The organism is Bifidobacterium colobi (genome assembly GCF_018555455.1).
Classification (GTDB): domain Bacteria; phylum Actinomycetota; class Actinomycetes; order Actinomycetales; family Bifidobacteriaceae; genus Bifidobacterium; species Bifidobacterium colobi.
In genome coordinates this window covers 319,738-338,002 of sequence record NZ_JAFEJU010000004.1, presented here as the reverse complement: position 1 = coordinate 338,002, position 18,265 = coordinate 319,738, and the positions used below count along the sequence as shown (strand labels likewise).

20 protein-coding genes are annotated in these 18,265 nt (G+C 56.4%); 14 read left to right on the top strand and 6 right to left on the bottom strand.

What is annotated here, in order from left to right; genetic code table 11:
• Window positions 1-5 precede the first annotated feature (5 nt).
• On the bottom strand, window positions 6-176 hold the full coding sequence (locus JS530_RS07805; protein WP_214376611.1) for a hypothetical protein: 171 nt from the start codon (window positions 174-176) through the stop codon (window positions 6-8).
• 149 nt (window positions 177-325) lie between these two features.
• Between JS530_RS07805 and JS530_RS07800 the strand changes: the two genes are divergently transcribed.
• The 14 genes from JS530_RS07800 (at window position 326) to JS530_RS07735 (ending at window position 11,729) form a co-directional block, all read left to right on the top strand.
• Entirely contained in the window at window positions 326-1,180 is an 855-nt protein-coding gene (locus JS530_RS07800; protein WP_214376610.1) for a deoxyribonuclease IV, read from the top strand.
• A gap of 130 nt (window positions 1,181-1,310) precedes the next feature.
• Window positions 1,311-3,398, top strand: a complete 2,088-nt coding sequence (locus tag JS530_RS07795) for a bifunctional indole-3-glycerol phosphate synthase/tryptophan synthase subunit beta (RefSeq protein ID WP_214376609.1) — start codon at window positions 1,311-1,313, stop codon at window positions 3,396-3,398.
• Between the two features lie 33 nt (window positions 3,399-3,431).
• Window positions 3,432-4,301, top strand: a complete 870-nt coding sequence (gene trpA, locus JS530_RS07790; RefSeq protein ID WP_214376608.1) for a tryptophan synthase subunit alpha — start codon at window positions 3,432-3,434, stop codon at window positions 4,299-4,301.
• Between the two features lie 126 nt (window positions 4,302-4,427).
• A complete protein-coding gene (gene lgt / locus JS530_RS07785; RefSeq protein ID WP_214376607.1) occupies window positions 4,428-5,363 on the top strand; it encodes a prolipoprotein diacylglyceryl transferase in 936 nt (311 codons plus the stop codon).
• Window positions 5,364-5,424: 61 nt separating this feature from the next.
• Entirely contained in the window at window positions 5,425-6,093 is a 669-nt protein-coding gene (gene rpe, locus JS530_RS07780) for a ribulose-phosphate 3-epimerase (RefSeq protein WP_214376606.1), read from the top strand.
• Between the two features lie 53 nt (window positions 6,094-6,146).
• Window positions 6,147-6,410 (top strand): phosphoribosyl-ATP diphosphatase, encoded by a 264-nt coding sequence (locus JS530_RS07775; protein WP_214376605.1) that lies wholly within the window; start codon window positions 6,147-6,149, stop codon window positions 6,408-6,410.
• A gap of 141 nt (window positions 6,411-6,551) precedes the next feature.
• On the top strand, window positions 6,552-7,403 hold the full coding sequence (hisG, locus tag JS530_RS07770; RefSeq protein ID WP_214376604.1) for an ATP phosphoribosyltransferase: 852 nt from the start codon (window positions 6,552-6,554) through the stop codon (window positions 7,401-7,403).
• 14 nt (window positions 7,404-7,417) lie between these two features.
• Window positions 7,418-8,035: a CDP-alcohol phosphatidyltransferase family protein gene (locus JS530_RS07765; RefSeq protein WP_214376603.1), complete on the top strand. Its 618-nt coding sequence runs from the start codon at window positions 7,418-7,420 to the stop codon at window positions 8,033-8,035.
• Window positions 8,025-8,999 (top strand): DUF881 domain-containing protein, encoded by a 975-nt coding sequence (locus JS530_RS07760; protein ID WP_214376602.1) that lies wholly within the window; start codon window positions 8,025-8,027, stop codon window positions 8,997-8,999. Before JS530_RS07765 ends, JS530_RS07760 begins: the two co-directional genes overlap by 11 nt.
• Before the next feature lie 2 nt (window positions 9,000-9,001).
• Window positions 9,002-9,334: a small basic family protein gene (locus JS530_RS07755; RefSeq protein WP_214376601.1), complete on the top strand. Its 333-nt coding sequence runs from the start codon at window positions 9,002-9,004 to the stop codon at window positions 9,332-9,334.
• Window position 9,335: 1 nt separating this feature from the next.
• Window positions 9,336-10,157, top strand: a complete 822-nt coding sequence (locus tag JS530_RS07750) for a DUF881 domain-containing protein (protein ID WP_214376600.1) — start codon at window positions 9,336-9,338, stop codon at window positions 10,155-10,157.
• A 6-nt stretch (window positions 10,158-10,163) separates the two neighbouring features.
• On the top strand, window positions 10,164-10,607 hold the full coding sequence (locus JS530_RS07745; protein ID WP_214376599.1) for an FHA domain-containing protein: 444 nt from the start codon (window positions 10,164-10,166) through the stop codon (window positions 10,605-10,607).
• An 82-nt stretch (window positions 10,608-10,689) separates the two neighbouring features.
• Window positions 10,690-11,322 carry a MerR family transcriptional regulator gene (locus JS530_RS07740; protein ID WP_214376598.1) on the top strand — a complete coding sequence of 211 codons (633 nt, stop codon included), beginning with the start codon at window positions 10,690-10,692 and terminating at the stop codon, window positions 11,320-11,322.
• 11 nt (window positions 11,323-11,333) lie between these two features.
• A complete protein-coding gene (locus tag JS530_RS07735) occupies window positions 11,334-11,729 on the top strand; it encodes a hypothetical protein (protein WP_214376597.1) in 396 nt (131 codons plus the stop codon).
• A gap of 164 nt (window positions 11,730-11,893) precedes the next feature.
• Here the strand turns inward: JS530_RS07735 and JS530_RS07730 are convergent, their stop codons facing one another.
• The 5 genes from JS530_RS07730 to JS530_RS07710 all read right to left on the bottom strand — a co-directional run bounded on the left by JS530_RS07730 (window position 11,894) and on the right by JS530_RS07710 (window position 18,202).
• Window positions 11,894-12,613 (bottom strand): HAD hydrolase-like protein, encoded by a 720-nt coding sequence (locus JS530_RS07730; RefSeq protein WP_214376596.1) that lies wholly within the window; start codon window positions 12,611-12,613, stop codon window positions 11,894-11,896.
• A 183-nt stretch (window positions 12,614-12,796) separates the two neighbouring features.
• Entirely contained in the window at window positions 12,797-13,144 is a 348-nt protein-coding gene (locus JS530_RS07725) for an RNA polymerase-binding protein RbpA (RefSeq protein ID WP_044090254.1), read from the bottom strand.
• 105 nt (window positions 13,145-13,249) lie between these two features.
• Window positions 13,250-15,889 carry a DEAD/DEAH box helicase gene (locus JS530_RS07720; protein WP_214376595.1) on the bottom strand — a complete coding sequence of 880 codons (2,640 nt, stop codon included), beginning with the start codon at window positions 15,887-15,889 and terminating at the stop codon, window positions 13,250-13,252.
• Window positions 15,890-15,925: 36 nt separating this feature from the next.
• Window positions 15,926-16,243, bottom strand: a complete 318-nt coding sequence (locus JS530_RS07715) for a hypothetical protein (RefSeq protein WP_214376594.1) — start codon at window positions 16,241-16,243, stop codon at window positions 15,926-15,928.
• A 45-nt stretch (window positions 16,244-16,288) separates the two neighbouring features.
• Entirely contained in the window at window positions 16,289-18,202 is a 1,914-nt protein-coding gene (locus tag JS530_RS07710; protein ID WP_214376593.1) for a helix-turn-helix transcriptional regulator, read from the bottom strand.
• Window positions 18,203-18,265 lie beyond the last annotated feature (63 nt).

The following is an 18,265-nucleotide window of genomic DNA, read 5'->3' as shown; positions in this document are numbered from 1 at the left end:
CCCTTTCACTGCTGGCTGTTGCGATTGCGCTGATGACGATCCCAGAAATACTCAATGATATCCAATGCAAGAGCGACCGCGGCTATTGCGGCAAGCAGCAGACTCTTACCTACTGAAGTAATAAGAAGCAATACGTAACAGGCAATCCGCGCCACACGCCACCAATTGATAGACATGAATCCATAGTACTGCCGGAAAGACCGGATTGAGACATTGACAACTTGCTGACCATAGGGACGCCGAGCGCCTCGCAGATAAGGCGAGCCATGCCAGATGCCGTATATAAGATATCGGTAGCACTATGGCGGCTGAACAACGAGAGGGAATGATGGCATTGTTTATCGGATCGCACCTATCAACGAGCGGCGGATGGAATGCTCTGGTCAAGCGTTCGCATGACGAAGGCGGCACGGCATTCGCATTCTTCCCACGGTCTCCGTACGGCAAACGATCGAAGGCATTGGATCCAGCTCGGGCGGGGGAGTTCGGCGCGCAGCTTAAGGCGCAAGGCTATGGTCCGCTGGTGGTACATGCGCCCTACGTGTACAATCTCGCCGGCAAGGACGAAGCCAAACGCCAGTTCGCCATTGAGGCATTGGCCGAGGATATTGAGCTTTTGACCCCGATTCGCGAGGCAGGGCAGGAAACCTACATCAACATTCATCCCGGCTCCCACGTGGGGCAAGGTTCCGAGACCGGATGTCAGCTGATCAGCGAGGGGCTGAATCAGGTGTTCGAACGAGCGGATGGCATTCCGGTGCTGCTGGAAACCATGGCCGGCAAAGGCACCGAATGCGGACGCAGCTTCGAAGAACTCGCCACCATCATGAACGGTGTGGATAACAAGGCGAATGTCGGCATCACCTTCGATACCTGCCACGTGCTGGATGCCGGATATGATTTGGTGAACGACTATGAGGGTGTGATGCATCAGTTGGATGACATCATTGGACTGGATCTGGTCAAAGCCATTCACGTAAACGATTCCCAGTTCGGTCTCGGCTCGCATAAGGATCGCCATGCCAACATCGGCGAAGGACAACTCGGCATCCCGTTCTTCACTCGACTCGTGAACGATCCGGTTATGGCGAAGCTGCCGATGATTCTGGAAACCAAGGAACAAACACCGGATACGCACCGCGAGGAGATTGCTTTGTTGCGTTCGCTGGTGCAAGCATGATCATTGACATCATGTCATTGACATAATTATTGATTGCACGCGCAATAGCCCAAAATGTAGGACAGGCGCGGCCTTTACCCTCACAGTGACCTAGAGTGACGCATGATCGACTACCAACAAAGGGAGGATCATGTCGGTTCTGGACGAATTGGTGGCGGGCGCGCTGGAAGACCAGCAAACCCGCGAACGTACCGTGTCGCTGGAGGATGTGAAGAAGGCCGCGCTTGCCGCCCCTGCTCCGATTGACGCGATGCGATGGCTTAAGCGCGCTGACGGCATTCCGGTGATTGCCGAAATCAAGCGCGCATCCCCATCCAAAGGCCATTTGTCCGATATTCCGGATCCCGCCGGCTTGGCCCAGGAATACGAGAAGGGTGGAGCCAGCGCGATTTCCGTGCTGACCGAAGGCCGTCGTTTCCTCGGTTCCCTTGACGATTTGGATAAGGTCCGTGCCGCCGTGCACATTCCGGTGCTGCGCAAGGATTTCATCGTCACCGATTACCAGATCTATGAGGCCCGTGCACACGGCGCCGATCTGGTACTGCTGATCGTGGCGGCGTTGGATGATGCCAAACTCAAGCATTTGTTGGATTTGGCGCATGAACTCAACATGACCGTGCTGGTGGAGACGCACACGCGTGAGGAGATCGATCGCGCACGCAAGGCCGGCGCACGAGTCATCGGCATCAACGCGCGTAACCTCAAGAATCTGCGCGTGGATGTCAACAAATACAACGAACTGGCTGCCGATCTGCCCGATGACGTCATCAAAGTGGCGGAATCCGGTGTGTTCGGCGCCGTGGAAGTAGAGGACTACGCCCGTGCGGGAGCGGACGCGGTCCTGGTCGGCGAAGGCGTGGCCACCGCCGACAATCATGAACTTGCAGTGGAACGACTAGTAAAGGCAGGAGCACAAGTGAAAGCATCCGAAAGCACCCCATTAAGCGAACATCAGGGACCGTACTGGGGACAGTTCGGCGGCCGCTACGTGCCTGAAGCGCTGATCACCGCGCTTGACGAATTGGAACGCGTCTACAACGAGGCCAAGGCAGATCCGGAATTCCATAAGGAATTCATGACCTTACAGCAGCGTTATGTGGGCCGTCCGAGCCCGCTGACCGAAGCGCCGCGCTTCGCCAAGCTCATCAAAGACAAGACCGGTCTTGATGCACGTATCTTCCTGAAGCGTGAGGACCTGAACCACACCGGTGCCCATAAGATCAACAACGCGCTCGGCCAGGCCCTGCTCGTCAAGCGCATGGGCAAGACCCGCGTCATCGCAGAAACCGGTGCCGGACAGCATGGTGTGGCCACCGCCACCGTCTGCGCCATGCTCGGTCTCAAATGCCGTATCTACATGGGTCAGATCGATGCTCGCCGTCAGGCCTTGAATGTGGCCCGCATGCGCATGCTCGGCGCCGAAGTGGTGGAAGTGACCCTCGGTGACCGTATTTTGAAGGATGCCATCAACGAGGCACTGCGTGACTGGGTGACCAACGTCAAGGACACGCATTACCTGCTCGGCACGGTTGCGGGTCCGCACCCATTCCCGGCCATGGTGCGTGACTTCCAGAAGATCATCGGCGAGGAAGCCAAGCAGCAGCTGCAGGATTGGTACGGCATCGACCACCCGGATGCGATTTGCGCCTGCGTGGGCGGTGGCTCCAACGCCATCGGCGTGATGAACGCCTTCCTCGATGACGATCGTGTGAACCTGTACGGCTATGAGGCCGGCGGCAATGGCCCTGAATCCGGCAAGCACGCCATTCGCTTCGCTCCCGGTACCGGTCAGCTCGGCATGTTCCAGGGCGCCAAGAGCTACCTGCTGGAAACCGACGAAGGCCAGACCCTTGACACCTACTCCATTTCCGCTGGCCTCGACTACGCATCCGTTGGCCCTGAGCACGCATGGCTCAAGGACATCGGTCGTGTGAACTACTCCTGGGCCACCGACGAGGAGGCCATGAACGCCTTCCGCGACCTGAGCCAAACCGAAGGCATCATCCCCGCCATCGAAAGCTCCCATGCCGTGGCCGGTGCCTACAAAGCCGCCGCAGACCTCAAGGCCAAGGGCTATGACAAGGCCGTGATGATCATCAACATTTCCGGCCGAGGCGATAAGGACATGGCCACCGCCGGCAAGTGGTTCGGCTACCTGACCGACGATCAGGCCAAGGCATTGGAAGTCACCGGAGCACACGGCAACACCGTGGCATGATTCCGAAGAATGCGTAAGTAGGAGAACGACATTATGACCAATACAGCAACCACGCCATCAGGCCAGCCGCTGGGCATCAGCCACAAGCCCAGCCAGACCGAGGCAATGTTCACCAAGTTCAAGGCGCAGAACAAGCCGGCATTCATCGGCTACCTGCCGTACGGATTCCCGAACCCGGAAGTCTCGCTCGACGCGCTCAAAACCATGGTTGAACACGGTGTTGACGCCGTGGAAATCGGCTTGCCATACTCCGATCCGGTGATGGACGGTCCCGTGATTCAGGCGGCATCCTCCATCGCCTTGAAGAACGGCGAAACCATCAAGCGTGTCTTCGAAGCCGTGGAAACCGTAGCCAATGCCGGTGGTGTGCCGCTCATCATGAGCTACTGGAACCTGATTTACCACTATGGTGTGGAGCGTTTTGCCACCGATTTCGAGAACGCCGGTGGCGCTGGCCTCATCACCCCGGATTTGATTCCGGACGAAGCCGGCGAGTGGATTGAAGCCTCCGACCATCACGGTCTCGACCGTATCTTCCTGGTTTCTCCGGATTCCGCCGACAATCGTCTTCAAACCGTGGCCCGCAATGCGCGCGGATTCGTGTACGCAGCCGCCCGCATGGGTGTTACCGGCGAGCGTTCCACCATCGACGCCTCTCCGGAAGTGCTCGTGGAACGTACCCGTAAGGCCGGTGCCAAGAACGTGTGTGTGGGTATCGGTGTGTCTACCGCCGAACAAGGCGCTCAGGTCGGCTCCTACGCCGATGGCGTGATCGTCGGCTCCGCATTGGTGCACACCCTGCTCGCTGACGATAATAAGACCGCTCGCGATACCGCCGAAGGTCTGAAGCTTCTCGCCGCCAAGAGCGAGGAGCTTGCCGAAGGTATTCATAACGCTCGATGAACTTTTTGGCGAGTCACTACCCTGTTACGCGTCTCAGGCAGTAGGGTAGTGACTCGGCACGCATGCCATTACACAGGCATGCGATCATGAGCAACAAGCATTGAATACGGCACGACACGAGGCACCATGAATCTGGCTTATATCCCTTCACCGACCTTTTCGCAATTCAAGATCGGTCCGGTCACCATTCATATGTACGCCATCTGCATTCTGATTGGCGTATGCGTAGCGGTATGGATACTGACCAAGCGTTGGAAACGCTACGGTGGAACCTTCGACCAGATTCTCGACACCACATTGGTCACCGTGCCGAGCGCTTTGGTAGGCGCGCGTCTTTACCACTGCATCACCACGCCATCCGCCTACTTCCCGCCGACCGGTGAGCTCATCAACATCGTCAAGGTATGGGAAGGCGGCATGGCCATCTTCGGCGGTATCTCCGTGGGTGCGCTTGCGGCGTTCCTGTGGTGCCGTCATAAGCATTATCCGTTCGCTATTTTCGCTGATGCCATTGCTCCGGCTTTGCCCGTGGCACAGGCCATCGGCCGACTCGGTAACTGGTTCAACCAGGAGCTGTACGGTTGGCCCACGAACCTGCCGTGGGGCCTGAAGCTCAATGATGCCGATGCCATCGGCAAGTCCGAGATCTGCTACAACGGCTCGCAATGCCCGGATTACAAAACCACACTGTTCCACCCCACATTCCTGTACGAGATGATCTGGAACCTGATCGGTGCCGCCCTCATCATCTACCTTGGTGCCAAACTCGCCGACCGACTCAAGGCCGGCCAGCAGTTCGCCATGTACCTGATGTGGTATGGTCTCGGCCGTACGTGGATCGAGAATGTGCGTATCAACTATTCGACCGTCATTCTGGGGTTGCGAACCAACGTGTGGACCGCAATCCTCGTGTTCATTATCGGCTGCGCGCTGTTCGTAGTGCTGTACCAGCATGGACCGGATTCCAAGGTGCAGGCACAGCGTCTCACCGAAGTCACCGCGGATGAACTGGAACGCCAGCGCCTTCAAGAGGAGCAAGACGCGGAAAAGAAGCGCAAATAACCCGCAATACGTGGGAAAATAAGACTGAGCAAGTCCCATTGCAAAGATAAGGTAGGAAACCATGAGCAAGATCGCAATCGCACCCAGCATTCTGTCCGCCGATTTCTGCAACCTTGAGCGTGACCTCAAGGCCATCGCCAACGCCGACCTGGTTCACGTTGACGTGATGGATCATCATTTCGTGCCGAACCTCACCCTCGGTGAGCCGATCGTCGGCCGTATCTGCCAGGTCACCGACCTGCCGGTTGACGTGCACCTGATGATTGAGGACCCTGATCGTTGGGCTCCGGAATACGCCAAGCTCGGCGCCGCCTCCGTGTCCTTCCACATGGGTGCCACCCATGCACCGGTGCGTCTGGCTCGCCAGCTGCGTGATATGGGCTGCAAGGCCTGCTTCGCCGTCCGTCCGGCCGAACCGGTCGAACCGATCTTCGACATTCTCGACGAGTTCGACATGATTCTCGTCATGACCGTCGAGCCCGGTTTCGGCGGCCAGAAGTTCCTCGACAACCAGATGGCCAAGGTCCGTCGCCTGCGCGATGAGATCACCCGCCGTGGTTTGAAGACCCGCATCCAGGTCGACGGTGGCGTGAGCCCCAAGACCGCACACATTGTGGCAGAAGCCGGTGCCGATGTGCTCGTGGCTGGTTCCGCCGTATACGGCGCCGAGAACCCGGCACAGGCCATTGACGACATTCGCGCCAAGGCCGAAGCCGCATACCAGGACTGAAAAACAATCATCCAGAGGCTGCAGTTCAGCCCCTTATCAAGGACATTACGATTATGAAGACGTTTGAATCCCTGTTCGCCGAACTCTCCGAAAAGGCCAAGACCCGTCCGGAAGGCTCCCTGACCGTTGAGGAGCTCGACAAGGGCACTCACTTCATCGGCAAGAAGATCATCGAAGAGGCCGGCGAGACTTGGATGGCCGCCGAATATGAGGGTGCTGACCGCACCGCCGAGGAAATGAGCCAGTTGATCTACCATGTTCAGGTCATGATGATCAAGCACGGCCTCACCCTCGAAGACGTGTACAAGCACCTGTGATTGCCTTTAAGTGTTTGGGTTGCGCTGCATCAGCCTAAGGCGATACGGCGCAACCCAAACACAGACATACCGGATTCCATCACATCCAATACCGCCAGAACTCACTAGAACACGAACTCCCAGCAGGGGAGAGGAGAAATCATGCTGAGAATCGCCGTACCCAATAAGGGAATGCTGTCCGAACCGGCATGGAACATGCTTGCCGAGGCCGGCTACCGTCTGCGCACCAATTCACGCCAGCTCGTAGTGCAGGATCCCGATAACGATATCGAACTGTTCTACCTGCGTCCGTTGGACATCGCCGTATACGTTGGCCGCGGTGCCATCGACGTGGGCATCACCGGCGAAGATTTGCTGAAGAACTCCGGCACATCCGCTCTGGAACATATGCCGTTGGGCTTCGGCGCCTCCACCTTCCGCTTCGCCGCGCCGAACGATTCTCCGATCACCACGCTGGAAGATATTCAGGGCAAGCGCGTCGGCACCACGTTCGACAAGCTCGTGCACGATTATCTGGTCGAGCACGGTGTGGAAGCCGAAACCATCCACTTGGATGGCGCCGTGGAATCCTCCGTCCAGCTCGGCGTCGCCGATCTCATCGCCGATGTGGTATCCACCGGCACTACGCTGCGCAACGCAGGACTGCGCGTGTTCTCCGAACCGTTGATGCACTCCGAAGCCTGCCTGATTCGTTCTCCTCGACTCGACGAGAACGATCCGCGTCTCGCCGTGCTGTCCCGCCGACTCCAGGGCGTGCTGACCGCACACCAGTATGTGCTCATGGATTACGATATTCCGGTGAGCAAGGTCGCCGCAGCAGTGGCCGTGACCCCGGGCTTTGAAAGCCCGACCATCTCGCCGCTGCACGACAAGCAGTGGAACGCAGTGCGCGTCATGGTACCCAAGGCAAAAGTCAACCAGCTTATGGATGATTTGTACGAAGTCGGTGCACGCGGCATCATCGTTACCGCGCTGCAGGCTTCCCGCATCTAAACTGAACCGTTGTTATGACCCATCAGCATACCGATACGCAGTACAGTCCAGAGGCGCGCGATATCTATTTCACCGTGCCGAATCTCATCAGTGCATGTCGAATCATTTCGATTCCGTTCATCACTGCGATGATTTCCCGTCACGAGATGGCGGCGGCTCTGGCACTCATTGCCATTTCCTCGGCCTCTGATGGCGTCGACGGTATTATTGCGCGCAAATTCAATCAGGTCAGTAAAATCGGGCAGATTCTCGACCCATTGGCCGACCGCCTGTTGATCATCTGCTCGATTCTCGCTCTCGGCATTGCGGGAATCATCCCCATGTGGATGCTGATCGTGGTGGGTTTGCGTGATCTATGGATGGCCATTCAGGTGGTCTGGCTCGCGCAATATGACTACGGTCCGCTGCCCGTGCACTTTGTAGGCAAAGCAGGTACCGCGCTGCTCATGATTTCCATCGTGGCACTGATTGTGGCTGATCTAGGCACCAACCCGTTCTTCCATACGTTATATCTGGCCGCATTGGCGGCCGGCGTCTGGGGCGTGGCCATGTACTGGCTCGCCGGCTACATCTACACGCGTCAGGGCGTTGAACTCCTGCGCAAGGAACTGGGGGAGAAGTATGGTGCTTGATTCCGTTGCACCGGTATCGTTTCCTGTCCCAGAGGAAAACATGCCGGTGCATCGTCGCGCCATTTTCTCCGTTTCTTTTCGCGCATTAGACGCGCACCACGCATTGTCTCCGGATGATGCGGCCGCGATTCGTACTCGGCGACGCCGTAAAACCGATGATGATTCACTCCGGCTCATTGACGATCTGGTTAATCGCCCGATGGATCCCATGTTTTCCGACTCGCGTCTCGTCCATGATCGCCGATCCGGTTGGTCTTTCTGGTTCACGCGCATCATTGTGTTTGTGATCTGCGTCGGCGTGGGATTCGCCGGCAGTCTTTTCGTGCAACAATTGCAGTCCGACCCTCGCAAACAGGTACGCCAGACTCTGATTGGTCAGTTGGAAGACCGTAACGACCAAATCAGACAGTTGACCGATGATGTCAACGGGCTCAAAACCCAAGTCGATAATCAGTCGAAGAAGATCTCCGGCAATGTGAAAAGCAGCACGTTGGTGCAGGATGAGATGGTGAACGGTACGGTAGGCGTCACGGGACCGGGCATCACCATGACATTGGCCGATCCGATTGCAGCCAGCCAATCAGACCAATCCACATCCACGCGCGTGGGCACGACCAACAACATTCGTGTCGTCACCGATTTGGATTTGCAACAGTTGGTGTCACTCATGTTCAGCAATGGTGCGGAAGCCATATCAATCAATGGCAATCGCATCGGTGCACAGACATCCATTCGTAAAGCGGGCGGGCATATTCTCATCGGCATGACCGCCATCGAAAGCCCCTACACGATTGAAGCCATTGGCGACAAAAACCTGTTGGCGGAGCGCATGGGGGAGAAGAACCTCAAAAGTCTTTACGATTCATTCAAAAAAGCAGGTATTTACCCTCAGGTCAGTAAATCCAACTCGATTACACTTGAAGCAGCGGTAGCTGGAGATGTCCAGTATGCAGAGAGGAAATAGTAATGGCAGCCGTTCTCGGTCTGATTATCGGCGTTGTGGTCGGAGTGTTCGTCAAACCGGACATTCCCGTTGTAGTGCAGCCCTATTTGCCCATTATGGTGGTTGCCGCGCTTGATGCTCTGCTGGGTGCCGCACGAGCGTATTTCGAACGAAGCTTCTCGGACCGTGTGTTCGTTATCTCCTTCATCGCCAACGTCATTACGGCCACGCTTCTCGTATTCCTCGGCAACCAGCTCGGAGTCGGTTCGCAGCTGCAAACCGCTGTAATCGTGGTGCTGGGCATTCGTATCTTCTCGAATGTGTCCGCAATCAGACGATTCATCTTCAGAGGCTGACATGGCACGTAGAGCGCAATCCAATAACATGCTGGAGAAGATGCGCGACCAGCATGCACAGGACAAGGTCAACGACCGGATGGAAACCGGCTCGTTCCCTAAGGTACGCAAAAAGCCCCGTAGGGATTTGAACGCGCACTCCAACCGTTCACGCCTCATTTCATCGATTCTCGTGATGCTCATGTGCGCGTTGCTGGGCTTCGCCTATATGAGCCAGATCAATAACAGCAAGTCCACGTATGAGACGTTGGATGAGAACGAGCTGGTGCGTCTGCTGAATGAGTCGAATACTCAGATCGGCAATCTCGAACAGCGCAAAACGCAGTTGTCCAATCAGTTGGAATCGTTGAAGTCCGCCGCCAACGAGCAGGAACAGGCTCGTAAGATCGCCAAGCAGAACGAGGAAACCAGCGGCCTGATCTCCGGCAGGCTTCCGGCTCACGGCAAAGGCGTGACCGTAACGGTGAGCCGTGGAACCGATGACAAGGTTGATGCCTCGATTATGTTCAATCTGATTGAGGAACTGCGTAACGCTGGTGCTGAGGTCATGGCTATCAATGGTGTCCGTGTGATCGCATCCACGTATATCCAGGATGCGGATACCGGGCTGATTTGCGATGGAAGGGCCATTAATCCGCCATATGTGGTCAAAGCCATAGGCAATCCGCAGGAGCTCTCCAACGCGGTGGATATCGCCGGCGGTGTGGGAGCGCAACTGCAGGTGAAATATGGTTCCAACGTTGATGTAGAGTCTTCGGATAACATCGTGATAGATGAAGTCCGCACAGCTACGCAAAATAAGTACGCGAAGACGGTAGAATGAGGAGTTATGACTGATCCGATTCCAAGCGCAGGCGAAACCACCATTATCGGCTTGCCTGCTATTAATGTATTGCCCGTTACCTCCACTGGCGATCGTCCGCTGACCCAGGATGATTTGGACACGATTACGCGTCTGGCCGAAGGAACGGCGTTGTTGATTTCCACTAGGGGAGCGGTGTCCGGTTCACGCTACCTTCTGGATGAGGATGAAATCACCGTTGGCCGTGATCCCCGAGCTGATATTTTGCTTGACGATTCCACGGTATCCCGCCAACACGCGGTATTCCGCCGCGTCAATGGCCAATTCACTGTGGTTGATGCAGGCAGTCTGAACGGAACCTATGTCAATCGTCAACGTGTCGATCAGGCCGTGTTGAAGAACGGCGACGAAATCATGATCGGCAAGTTCCGCTTGGTGTTCTTCACCAAATCCGCTGTCATCTCCCACTGAATCATCGCGTGAGAGGCTTACACTGGCTTTAAGCGGATCGCATTCGTGAAACTTAAGGCCAGTGGCGGCGAAGGAGCGTGCGATGGGAGCAACCGGACTGCATCTTCATATTCCGCTCAAGGAGCGTGAGCATATGAGCGAAGAAGCGATACAGGGGGAGTTGTTCTCCAATGCCGACGAGCAGGAAGCCAAACGAGGCTACCGGGGGACTGTCGCATCCAAAGTGGCGGGTATCACCTATCGTCAGCTTGATTATTGGGCACGCAAACAGATTGTAGAACCATCGATCACACCGTCGCATGGATCCGGTTCCAGACGATTGTATTCATTCAAAGATGTGGTGATTCTCGCCGTATCGAAACGTCTTCTTGATGCCGGTGTGAATCTGCAGAACGTGACCGCGGCCATTGGTTTTCTCACGCAACGCAGTACCGATCAGCTGGCGAACGTCACCATCATGTGCGATGGTCAGCATGTTCATGAATGCACTACCAGTGAGGAAATGCTGACGTTATTGCAAAGTGGCAAAGCTGTGTTCGCGGTATCGGTGGGGTCGCTTTGGCATCAAATCGAAGTGGCACTGGAGCATGAGGATTACGTTGATCTTGAAGCGCAGCCGATGAAGATCAGCACGAACAGGCCCATCGACGAGCTGACTGCCATGCGTATGCGCAAGAAGCTTGAAGCGCGGAAACTGCAGCGTGAAATGGCGTAGGAACACTGCATATGTTTATTGAAATACTCCCTGCATTGCTTTGGATCATCGCTGCGGTCATGGCGTTCAACATCATTGTGATCACCATTATGCGCGGGCAGATCTTTGTGCCACGGAGCAAGCGACCGCCGGTTAACCCCGTTAGCTGGACCATGGTGATGCTGCATGTGGCATCATTCGTAATGGCGATTGTGCCGTTCCCGGTATATGCGCTTACCGCTGATGCTATGGATGTTGATGTCCGTGATTTCTATGAGATGAATGCATTCGGTGCGGCGATCATCATCATCGTGCTGGTGATGCTTGAGATTCTGGTCATGTATCTGCAAGCTCGGCATGCGATGGAAACCGAAATGGATCGCAAGCTCGGCATTGCCATCCATAAGAATGACGATGACACAAAATAGCCGATAATGTACGTTATGTCAGATTAGTGGGATATTTGATTACACGGTACGGAATCCGAATGTCAGTATTATCCATCTGATGCTGCGCATAGCAGTGAGCGCCCTCTCCTTACTGGGATGGGCGCTCACTGCATTATGAATGATTCATTCAGCTGTGAATGCCGTCAGTGTGTGGCGAAGTAACGGTTGACTGCGTCTTCGAGCTGGTCGGTGGTTTCGATAATCTCATACACGCCGTGTTCTTCCATTTCACCTTCCGGCGCGTAACCCCAACGGCAGCCGATGGTATCGAGGCCACAGGCGCGTGCACCATCGATGTCGGTGTAACGGTCGCCGATCATCACGGCCTTATCCCCTTGCGCTGCATCGAAACCGATCTTCTCGAAGCAGTAACGAATCACCTGATCCTTATCCAAACGGGTGTTGTCTTTGGAGGCGCCATAGATGCCATCAAGCAGTTCGGTCAGATGGAAATGCTCGCAGATCGGAATGCACTGGTATTCCGGCTTGCAGCTGGCCAATGCCAGGTAGTAGCCGTCTTCACGCAGTTTGATGAGCTGTTCGCGAATGCCAGGGAACACCACGTTCACCAAGCGGCCGGGCACCTTGTTGCCAGGCTCGTTCGGATCGTCGAACACAGCCTTGTCCGCGTAGTAGCTACGGTAGATGTCTACTGCATGATCGAGTTCGTCGGCCGGCACATGGTTGCGCTGCAACGATTCGATGATGGCCGGTCCGATGAAGCGCTTGAGCTCCGCATCATCCGGAACCGGACGGCCCAGAGCCTCGAAAGTCTTGACCACGGAAGCAATAATGCCGCCATCGGACTTGGTCAGCGTGCCGTCCAGATCGAGCAGAACTACATTCCTCGGATGCTGTGCCATTGAAGGTACTCCCCTGTGTTTGTCATCAATTGTGCTGTTGCCCGGTGATTATGAGCTACGTACTGCAGCGTTGTGAGGCAACATGTCCAGCAATGATTATGCCCAGTCGCTTTGACTGGGCATTGGTTCACGTGTTGTTCAACTTACGCAGCATCGTGCGCGCAGGTTGTGTGCGATGGGCTATCACTCGTAGTCGGGAATCCAGCCGTCGCGATGCATCTGCAGACGCTTCTCCAGCAGCTTGGCCAGTTCTTCTTCGCTACGACGCTCCAGCAGCATATCCCAGTGGGTACGGCTCGGCTTGCTGATTTCATCAGCCTCGCGATCGTCATCGCCTTCGCGATGCGCCACGGCACCGCAGCGGCACTCCCACTCATCAGGGACTTCGGCACCTTCAGCGAACGGCAGGATGGTTCGGTGACCCTTCGGGCACACGTATGCGACATCGTTCCTTGCTGCGAAATCAACGTTATCGTCGGATTCCAGAGACTTCGCTCCGATGCTCATACCCCTGAGGCTACGTTCTGCCATATCGGCACCCTCCTTGCAATATCAGTAACCGTACTACTGTACGCAACAGTTCGGACTTGAATCCTATTCCATTGTTGCTTGCCAAGCGCACAACAATCGCATGCGTTAATCGACTCCGGAATAGGACACGATGCCACGGTTCACATGATCGGCGGCTTCATGAGCGACGTGCTGCAGGTCTGCTCCCCTGCTGCTATTACCGTTGCCGCTTCCGTTGCTGCCGTTGTCACTGTCGCTGGCTGGCATAGTTCCAGCGACTGCAATCTGCTGCAGCACATCAGCCAAACGTTTGGCCGTACGCACAAAGTCACCGCCGGTCATATCCGTACCGTATAGGCAGGAAGCCAAGGAGCCGCCGTTCGCCCACTCGTACATGATGTCCACAATGCCGAAGTCAGGCTGGGCTGGCTCCTCCAGGCCATGGTCCTCGCACAAGGCGCCGATGGTGGCGCATACGCCTTTCAGCTTGGAAGCGGCAATGGCCACGCGCCCGGATGTGCCACCGGGGTAATGCCGTGGTTCACCCTGCGAGCCTCGCCTCGCCTCGTATACCAAGGCAGACAGCACCGATGCGAATTCGTCGGCGTTCAGCCGGTCGAATATACCGGCCAGCAAGGCTTCGCACAATTCAAGATCGTGCTCGCTGTAGATACGGCGCAGAATACGGCCTTTATCGGTGAGCGTCATGTCCACGCGGCCGTCGCTGTGCTCCTGCCGTTCCAGATAACCAAGCTGGCACAGAATATCGCAGATCTGGTCGAACTGGCGCGCCACCGAACCGGTGCGGGATTCGTATCGGTTCGTCACCCGTTCAAGCTCACGGGTTTCACGAGCCCAACGATGCCCCCATTTCAGATGTTGCTGCAGATCCGGGCAATCACGGCACGGATGCTCGCGTTCGGCCTTACGCAACGCCTTGATCTGATCGTCGAGTTGTCGGAAGGCATCAGCACGATCCTGATCGGTCAGGAATATCTCATGCTTGAGCTTCTTGCGGCCTTCCTTCTCGGCATCACTGAGCTTCATGCGAATGGACATGAACTCCTTGAAATCACCATGGCTGCATTGGAATGCCTGCTCGTAGCCTTCCAGAGCCTTCTTGAGCGTGGTGATCTGCGATTCCAGCTGCCAAGCCGATTCGTTGGCCTCCCATTGGGCGAACGATTGATCCAAAGTGATGCGAGCCGTCTCATAATCACTGGCGTTCAACAGATTCACAGCCATGTTGAACGTTGGCCGGAAGCTCGAATGCAGTGGATAGACACGCTTGGACGACAATGCCGCGGCGGTGGCGGGCACAAAATCAGCATGGTCGACCACAATCGCGTGGCCGATGGTATCAATGCCACGACGACCCGCGCGACCGGTAAGCTGAGTGAACTCTCCCGGCGTCAACGCCACATGGCCGGTACCGTTGAATTTTTCGAGCTTCTCCACCACCACGCAACGCGCCGGCATATTGATACCCAATGCCAGCGTTTCGGTGGCGAACACCATTTTGACCAATCCCTCTTCAAACAGTCGTTCGACGATCTGCCTGAACAAAGCGATCATACCGGCATGGTGCGAGGCGAAGCCTTCCTCCAGGGCAAAACGGAACTTCGAGAAGTGCAGCGCCTTCAAATCATCCTGACTCAACTGCCCTTCCACCATCTCATCCACGATACGGCGAATCTTCACCGCTTCCTCGTCGGTGGTGAGCTCAAGTCCGGCGTTGATGCACTGCTCCACGGCTTGATCGCAGCCGTTGCGGGAGAAGATGAAATAGATGCCCGGCAACATGCCGAGGAAGTTCAATTCATCGACCACAGCCCAACGGCGCGGCGTATGCCGTTGCGGCTTCGGCATACGGCCTTTAGCGTTTTGAGAGCCCTTGCCTTTGAACCCTTTACGCTTATCGGGTCGCTCCTGTCCGCGGCGGCGAGCGGCCTTCCTGTCCAACCGGTCGAGCGTATTGACAAGCTCGGCGTTGAGTTTCGTGGTCTGCTCACCTTTGGCATCCCTGCGGTACAAGTCGATGACTTCCGGTTCGGTGTGATCATCCGCTTGCACAATCACATGCTGCTCCAACGGCACCGGCCGGTGTTCGCTGATCACGAGTTTGGTGTCGCCGCGAACCGAGGAAATCCAGTTGGAGAAATCCTCCACGTTGGATACGGTGGCGGAAAGTCCCACGATTTTCACCGTTTGCGGCAGATGGATGATGACCTCTTCCCAGACCGGGCCACGGAATCGGTCGGCAAGATAATGCACCTCATCCAAAATCACATAGCGTAGCGCGGTGAGTGTGGTGGAGCGCTCGTAAATCATATTGCGCAGCACTTCGGTGGTCATCACCACGATGTCCGCTTCGGAATTGATGGAGGTGTCTCCGGTAAGCAGGCCAACTTTATCCGCCCCGTAGACCTCAACGAGATCATGGTATTTCTGATTGCTCAGCGCTTTGATTGGTGTGGTGTAGAACGCTTTGACGTTGCGTTCCTGTGCCAGGTAAATAGCGAAATCCGCGACTACGGTTTTGCCGGCACCGGTGGGGGCGGCGACCAGCACATTGCTGCCGGCTTCCAAGGCCTCGTTGGCTTCGCTTTGGAAATCATCCAAATCGAATGGCAATGTGGCTGCGAATCGTGCCGCCACCGAAGCTCTGCGTTGCTTGACTTTTTGGAATGAAGCGTACCGTTCAGCCGGGCTCAACATCCGGTTTGATTGTTCTGTTTCATTCTTGTGATGATGGTGACGTGCCATGATGTCTTTCGCCTAGAGAATTCGCTTGGAGCACTGCTAGTTATTGAACCGCTTCCACTGCTGCCAAGTCTGCATGTGACGTTCGCGTTTGGCGGCTTTCCTAGTAAGAACTTCGGCATGCGCGTTGGCGTAACGCTCCTGCGCCACGCTTAATGGCTGCGTGAACGTCACCGGTTCTGTACGATCCGCTGAATCATCAGGCTCCCCCATGGCGGCAAGCTTCTGCCCCATCTGTTCGCCGATTCCACCTACGTCCTTCAGCGCATGCATGCCATGCACACCCGCATATACAATCCCTGCGATAATCATGGCCAGCATGAACAACGCCAGCACCAGCCATATCCACCACGGCATGGGGATCTCCTTACTGTTTCCGCGCGACTTGCGTTACCGGTCCGCCTACTTATTCTCGCTTAGACTGAGCTCACGTTGCGCGCGGGCCACAATCATCGTACGCAGTGTTTCCGGTGCGACCGCGGTAATGTGACGCGCGTGCGCAATGCAGAACGCCACATACCAGGAGTCAGAGGATACGGTCAGATGAACCTTCTCCCCTGCGCCGCACTGTTCCACCGTGGCGCCCGAAAGCGTCTTGATGAACGGCAGATCATGCTGATCGGTGATGAACACCGCGTCGGTGCCATTGTCGAAGCTCCACTTGCGCAGTTCGCTCACCGGCATGTTCGGTACATCGATGGTCTTGGTAGGCTTGACGATTTCAGCCTTTTCGATGCGGGCCAAGCGCAGCACCTGCCAGGTGCGCGGCTTGCCGTTCGCCTTATCGATGGTCTTGTCTTTGGAGACGTAAGCCTTCTTATCCTTGGGGGTCGCAGCGCCGACATCCGTATACATGGCCGCATAGTAGACACCCTCGTCAATGAAGATCTTGGAGGGGGCCACCAGCTTGCGGCGGGTGCTGCCAGTGCTGTCGGTGTACTCCATGTCCAGCAGGGAATCCGTATTGATGGCGCGCTTGACCACGGAGAAGCTGCGAGGTTCTAATTCGTAGCCGGTAAGGCTCAGCCACGGGGTTTGACCCGGCGTCACGTGACGACGCAGACGCTCATACAGGGATTCCGCCTGCGCGCGCTGCTTGTCCGGCAGCAACGGCGAATGCGCCAGATAGCTCACGGATGCGGTCAGCATGCTCAAATACTGCGGGGAGATGCCGGCAAGACGTTCCAGACCCAGTGAATTGGTGGCGGAAACGATGCCTTCGGCATCCAGCAGCGGCCAGTCGATATCGAAGAACTGGCTGCCGGCCATCTCGCCATCGTCGGAAACGGTGGTGAGCGTGTTGATGTCCTTGTGAATGATATTGACGAACTTCTTCAGCTCATCATCGTTCTTCGGCTTGCCGATGAAGCGCACGGCCAGCTCGCTCAGTGAGAACTCCTCGCCGAGGTGGGCGGACAGGAACAGCATGAGACGCAGTCGACGGTCGACTTCGCTACCGGTCTGGAAGGCCGAACCGTTTTTCTTGTTCTGTGCCTTGATCGATTCCGGATCGCCCGGTTCGCTCACGTCACGGCTGATTGACGGGGAAACCACCGAGGCGCTGACAGGACCTGCGGATTCATCCGCCAAGACGAACTGGCTCGCTGCGTGAAGACGGCGATGATAGGCGTCCACGGCCTCCTGCGGGCTCACGATGGTGGCACCCGGGTGCTCGAGGACGTACATGGCCAGATCGTCGGAATCGGTGTAGGCAACGTTCACATGCTCGCCGTCCACGTCAATGGTGGCGGCGAAGCGACGTGAATCAATCACCTTGACCAAGGAGTCCGGAATATGTTGGGTGCCGAGTCCCGGCGCAATGGAATCCAAGCCGAGGCCGGGAATAGGGGTCTGCGGCACGCGAGGCGTGGTGCGGGATGCGCGCTGTGCGATCTGCGACTGATCGGGCTCGGAGGAGATGGCCATCGAACGCGCCAGATAATTGGCGGAAGCCAACACCGGCATATCCTCAGGCTCGAACATCAGACGGATACGAGGTTCATCGCCCAACTGGAGACGGTAGGATGCGAAATCCTGGCCTTCGGACTTCGAGGAGTACTCCGGCTGCCTGGATTCGATGGCAATGCCCATGGCCGCGAGCTTGGCGCGATCACGCTGGAATTGCTTGGCGAATGCCGCCTTGGCCGCCTGATCGGCAAGCTCCCCATACGAGTCTGCATACGCCTTGACGCGTTGCGCAATTTGGCGGGAAGTAAGCCATTGCGGGAACGCGGATGACAACACGGCCAGTACATCTAGCTCGTGCTTGCCCCATTTGTCGGAAAAACGCCGACGTCCGCTTGTTCCTTCTGCCATTAGTCCTCACGTGTAGTTATTGTTTCTTTATAAGTGTGCAAGATTTACCTTGCACTTCCTCTA

Excerpts from the sequence above, each read along its gene's own strand:
- JS530_RS07760 (WP_214376602.1), top strand. The coding sequence starts at position 8,025 with ATGGTGCTTGATTCCGTTGCACCGGTATCGTTTCCTGTCCCAGAGGAA.
- rpe (WP_214376606.1), top strand. The coding sequence starts at position 5,425 with ATGAGCAAGATCGCAATCGCACCCAGCATTCTGTCCGCCGATTTCTGC.
- JS530_RS07715 (WP_214376594.1), bottom strand. The coding sequence starts at position 16,243 with ATGCCGTGGTGGATATGGCTGGTGCTGGCGTTGTTCATGCTGGCCATG.
- JS530_RS07710 (WP_214376593.1), bottom strand. The coding sequence starts at position 18,202 with ATGGCAGAAGGAACAAGCGGACGTCGGCGTTTTTCCGACAAATGGGGC.
- JS530_RS07775 (WP_214376605.1), top strand. The coding sequence starts at position 6,147 with ATGAAGACGTTTGAATCCCTGTTCGCCGAACTCTCCGAAAAGGCCAAG.
- JS530_RS07800 (WP_214376610.1), top strand. The coding sequence starts at position 326 with ATGATGGCATTGTTTATCGGATCGCACCTATCAACGAGCGGCGGATGG.
- lgt (WP_214376607.1), top strand. The coding sequence starts at position 4,428 with ATGAATCTGGCTTATATCCCTTCACCGACCTTTTCGCAATTCAAGATC.
- JS530_RS07750 (WP_214376600.1), top strand. The coding sequence starts at position 9,336 with ATGGCACGTAGAGCGCAATCCAATAACATGCTGGAGAAGATGCGCGAC.
- JS530_RS07730 (WP_214376596.1), bottom strand. The coding sequence starts at position 12,613 with ATGGCACAGCATCCGAGGAATGTAGTTCTGCTCGATCTGGACGGCACG.
- hisG (WP_214376604.1), top strand. The coding sequence starts at position 6,552 with ATGCTGAGAATCGCCGTACCCAATAAGGGAATGCTGTCCGAACCGGCA.
- JS530_RS07795 (WP_214376609.1), top strand. The coding sequence starts at position 1,311 with ATGTCGGTTCTGGACGAATTGGTGGCGGGCGCGCTGGAAGACCAGCAA.
- JS530_RS07755 (WP_214376601.1), top strand. The coding sequence starts at position 9,002 with ATGGCAGCCGTTCTCGGTCTGATTATCGGCGTTGTGGTCGGAGTGTTC.
- JS530_RS07740 (WP_214376598.1), top strand. The coding sequence starts at position 10,690 with ATGGGAGCAACCGGACTGCATCTTCATATTCCGCTCAAGGAGCGTGAG.
- JS530_RS07725 (WP_044090254.1), bottom strand. The coding sequence starts at position 13,144 with ATGGCAGAACGTAGCCTCAGGGGTATGAGCATCGGAGCGAAGTCTCTG.
- JS530_RS07745 (WP_214376599.1), top strand. The coding sequence starts at position 10,164 with ATGACTGATCCGATTCCAAGCGCAGGCGAAACCACCATTATCGGCTTG.
- JS530_RS07720 (WP_214376595.1), bottom strand. The coding sequence starts at position 15,889 with ATGGCACGTCACCATCATCACAAGAATGAAACAGAACAATCAAACCGG.
- JS530_RS07735 (WP_214376597.1), top strand. The coding sequence starts at position 11,334 with ATGTTTATTGAAATACTCCCTGCATTGCTTTGGATCATCGCTGCGGTC.
- JS530_RS07765 (WP_214376603.1), top strand. The coding sequence starts at position 7,418 with ATGACCCATCAGCATACCGATACGCAGTACAGTCCAGAGGCGCGCGAT.
- JS530_RS07805 (WP_214376611.1), bottom strand. The coding sequence starts at position 176 with ATGTCTATCAATTGGTGGCGTGTGGCGCGGATTGCCTGTTACGTATTG.
- trpA (WP_214376608.1), top strand. The coding sequence starts at position 3,432 with ATGACCAATACAGCAACCACGCCATCAGGCCAGCCGCTGGGCATCAGC.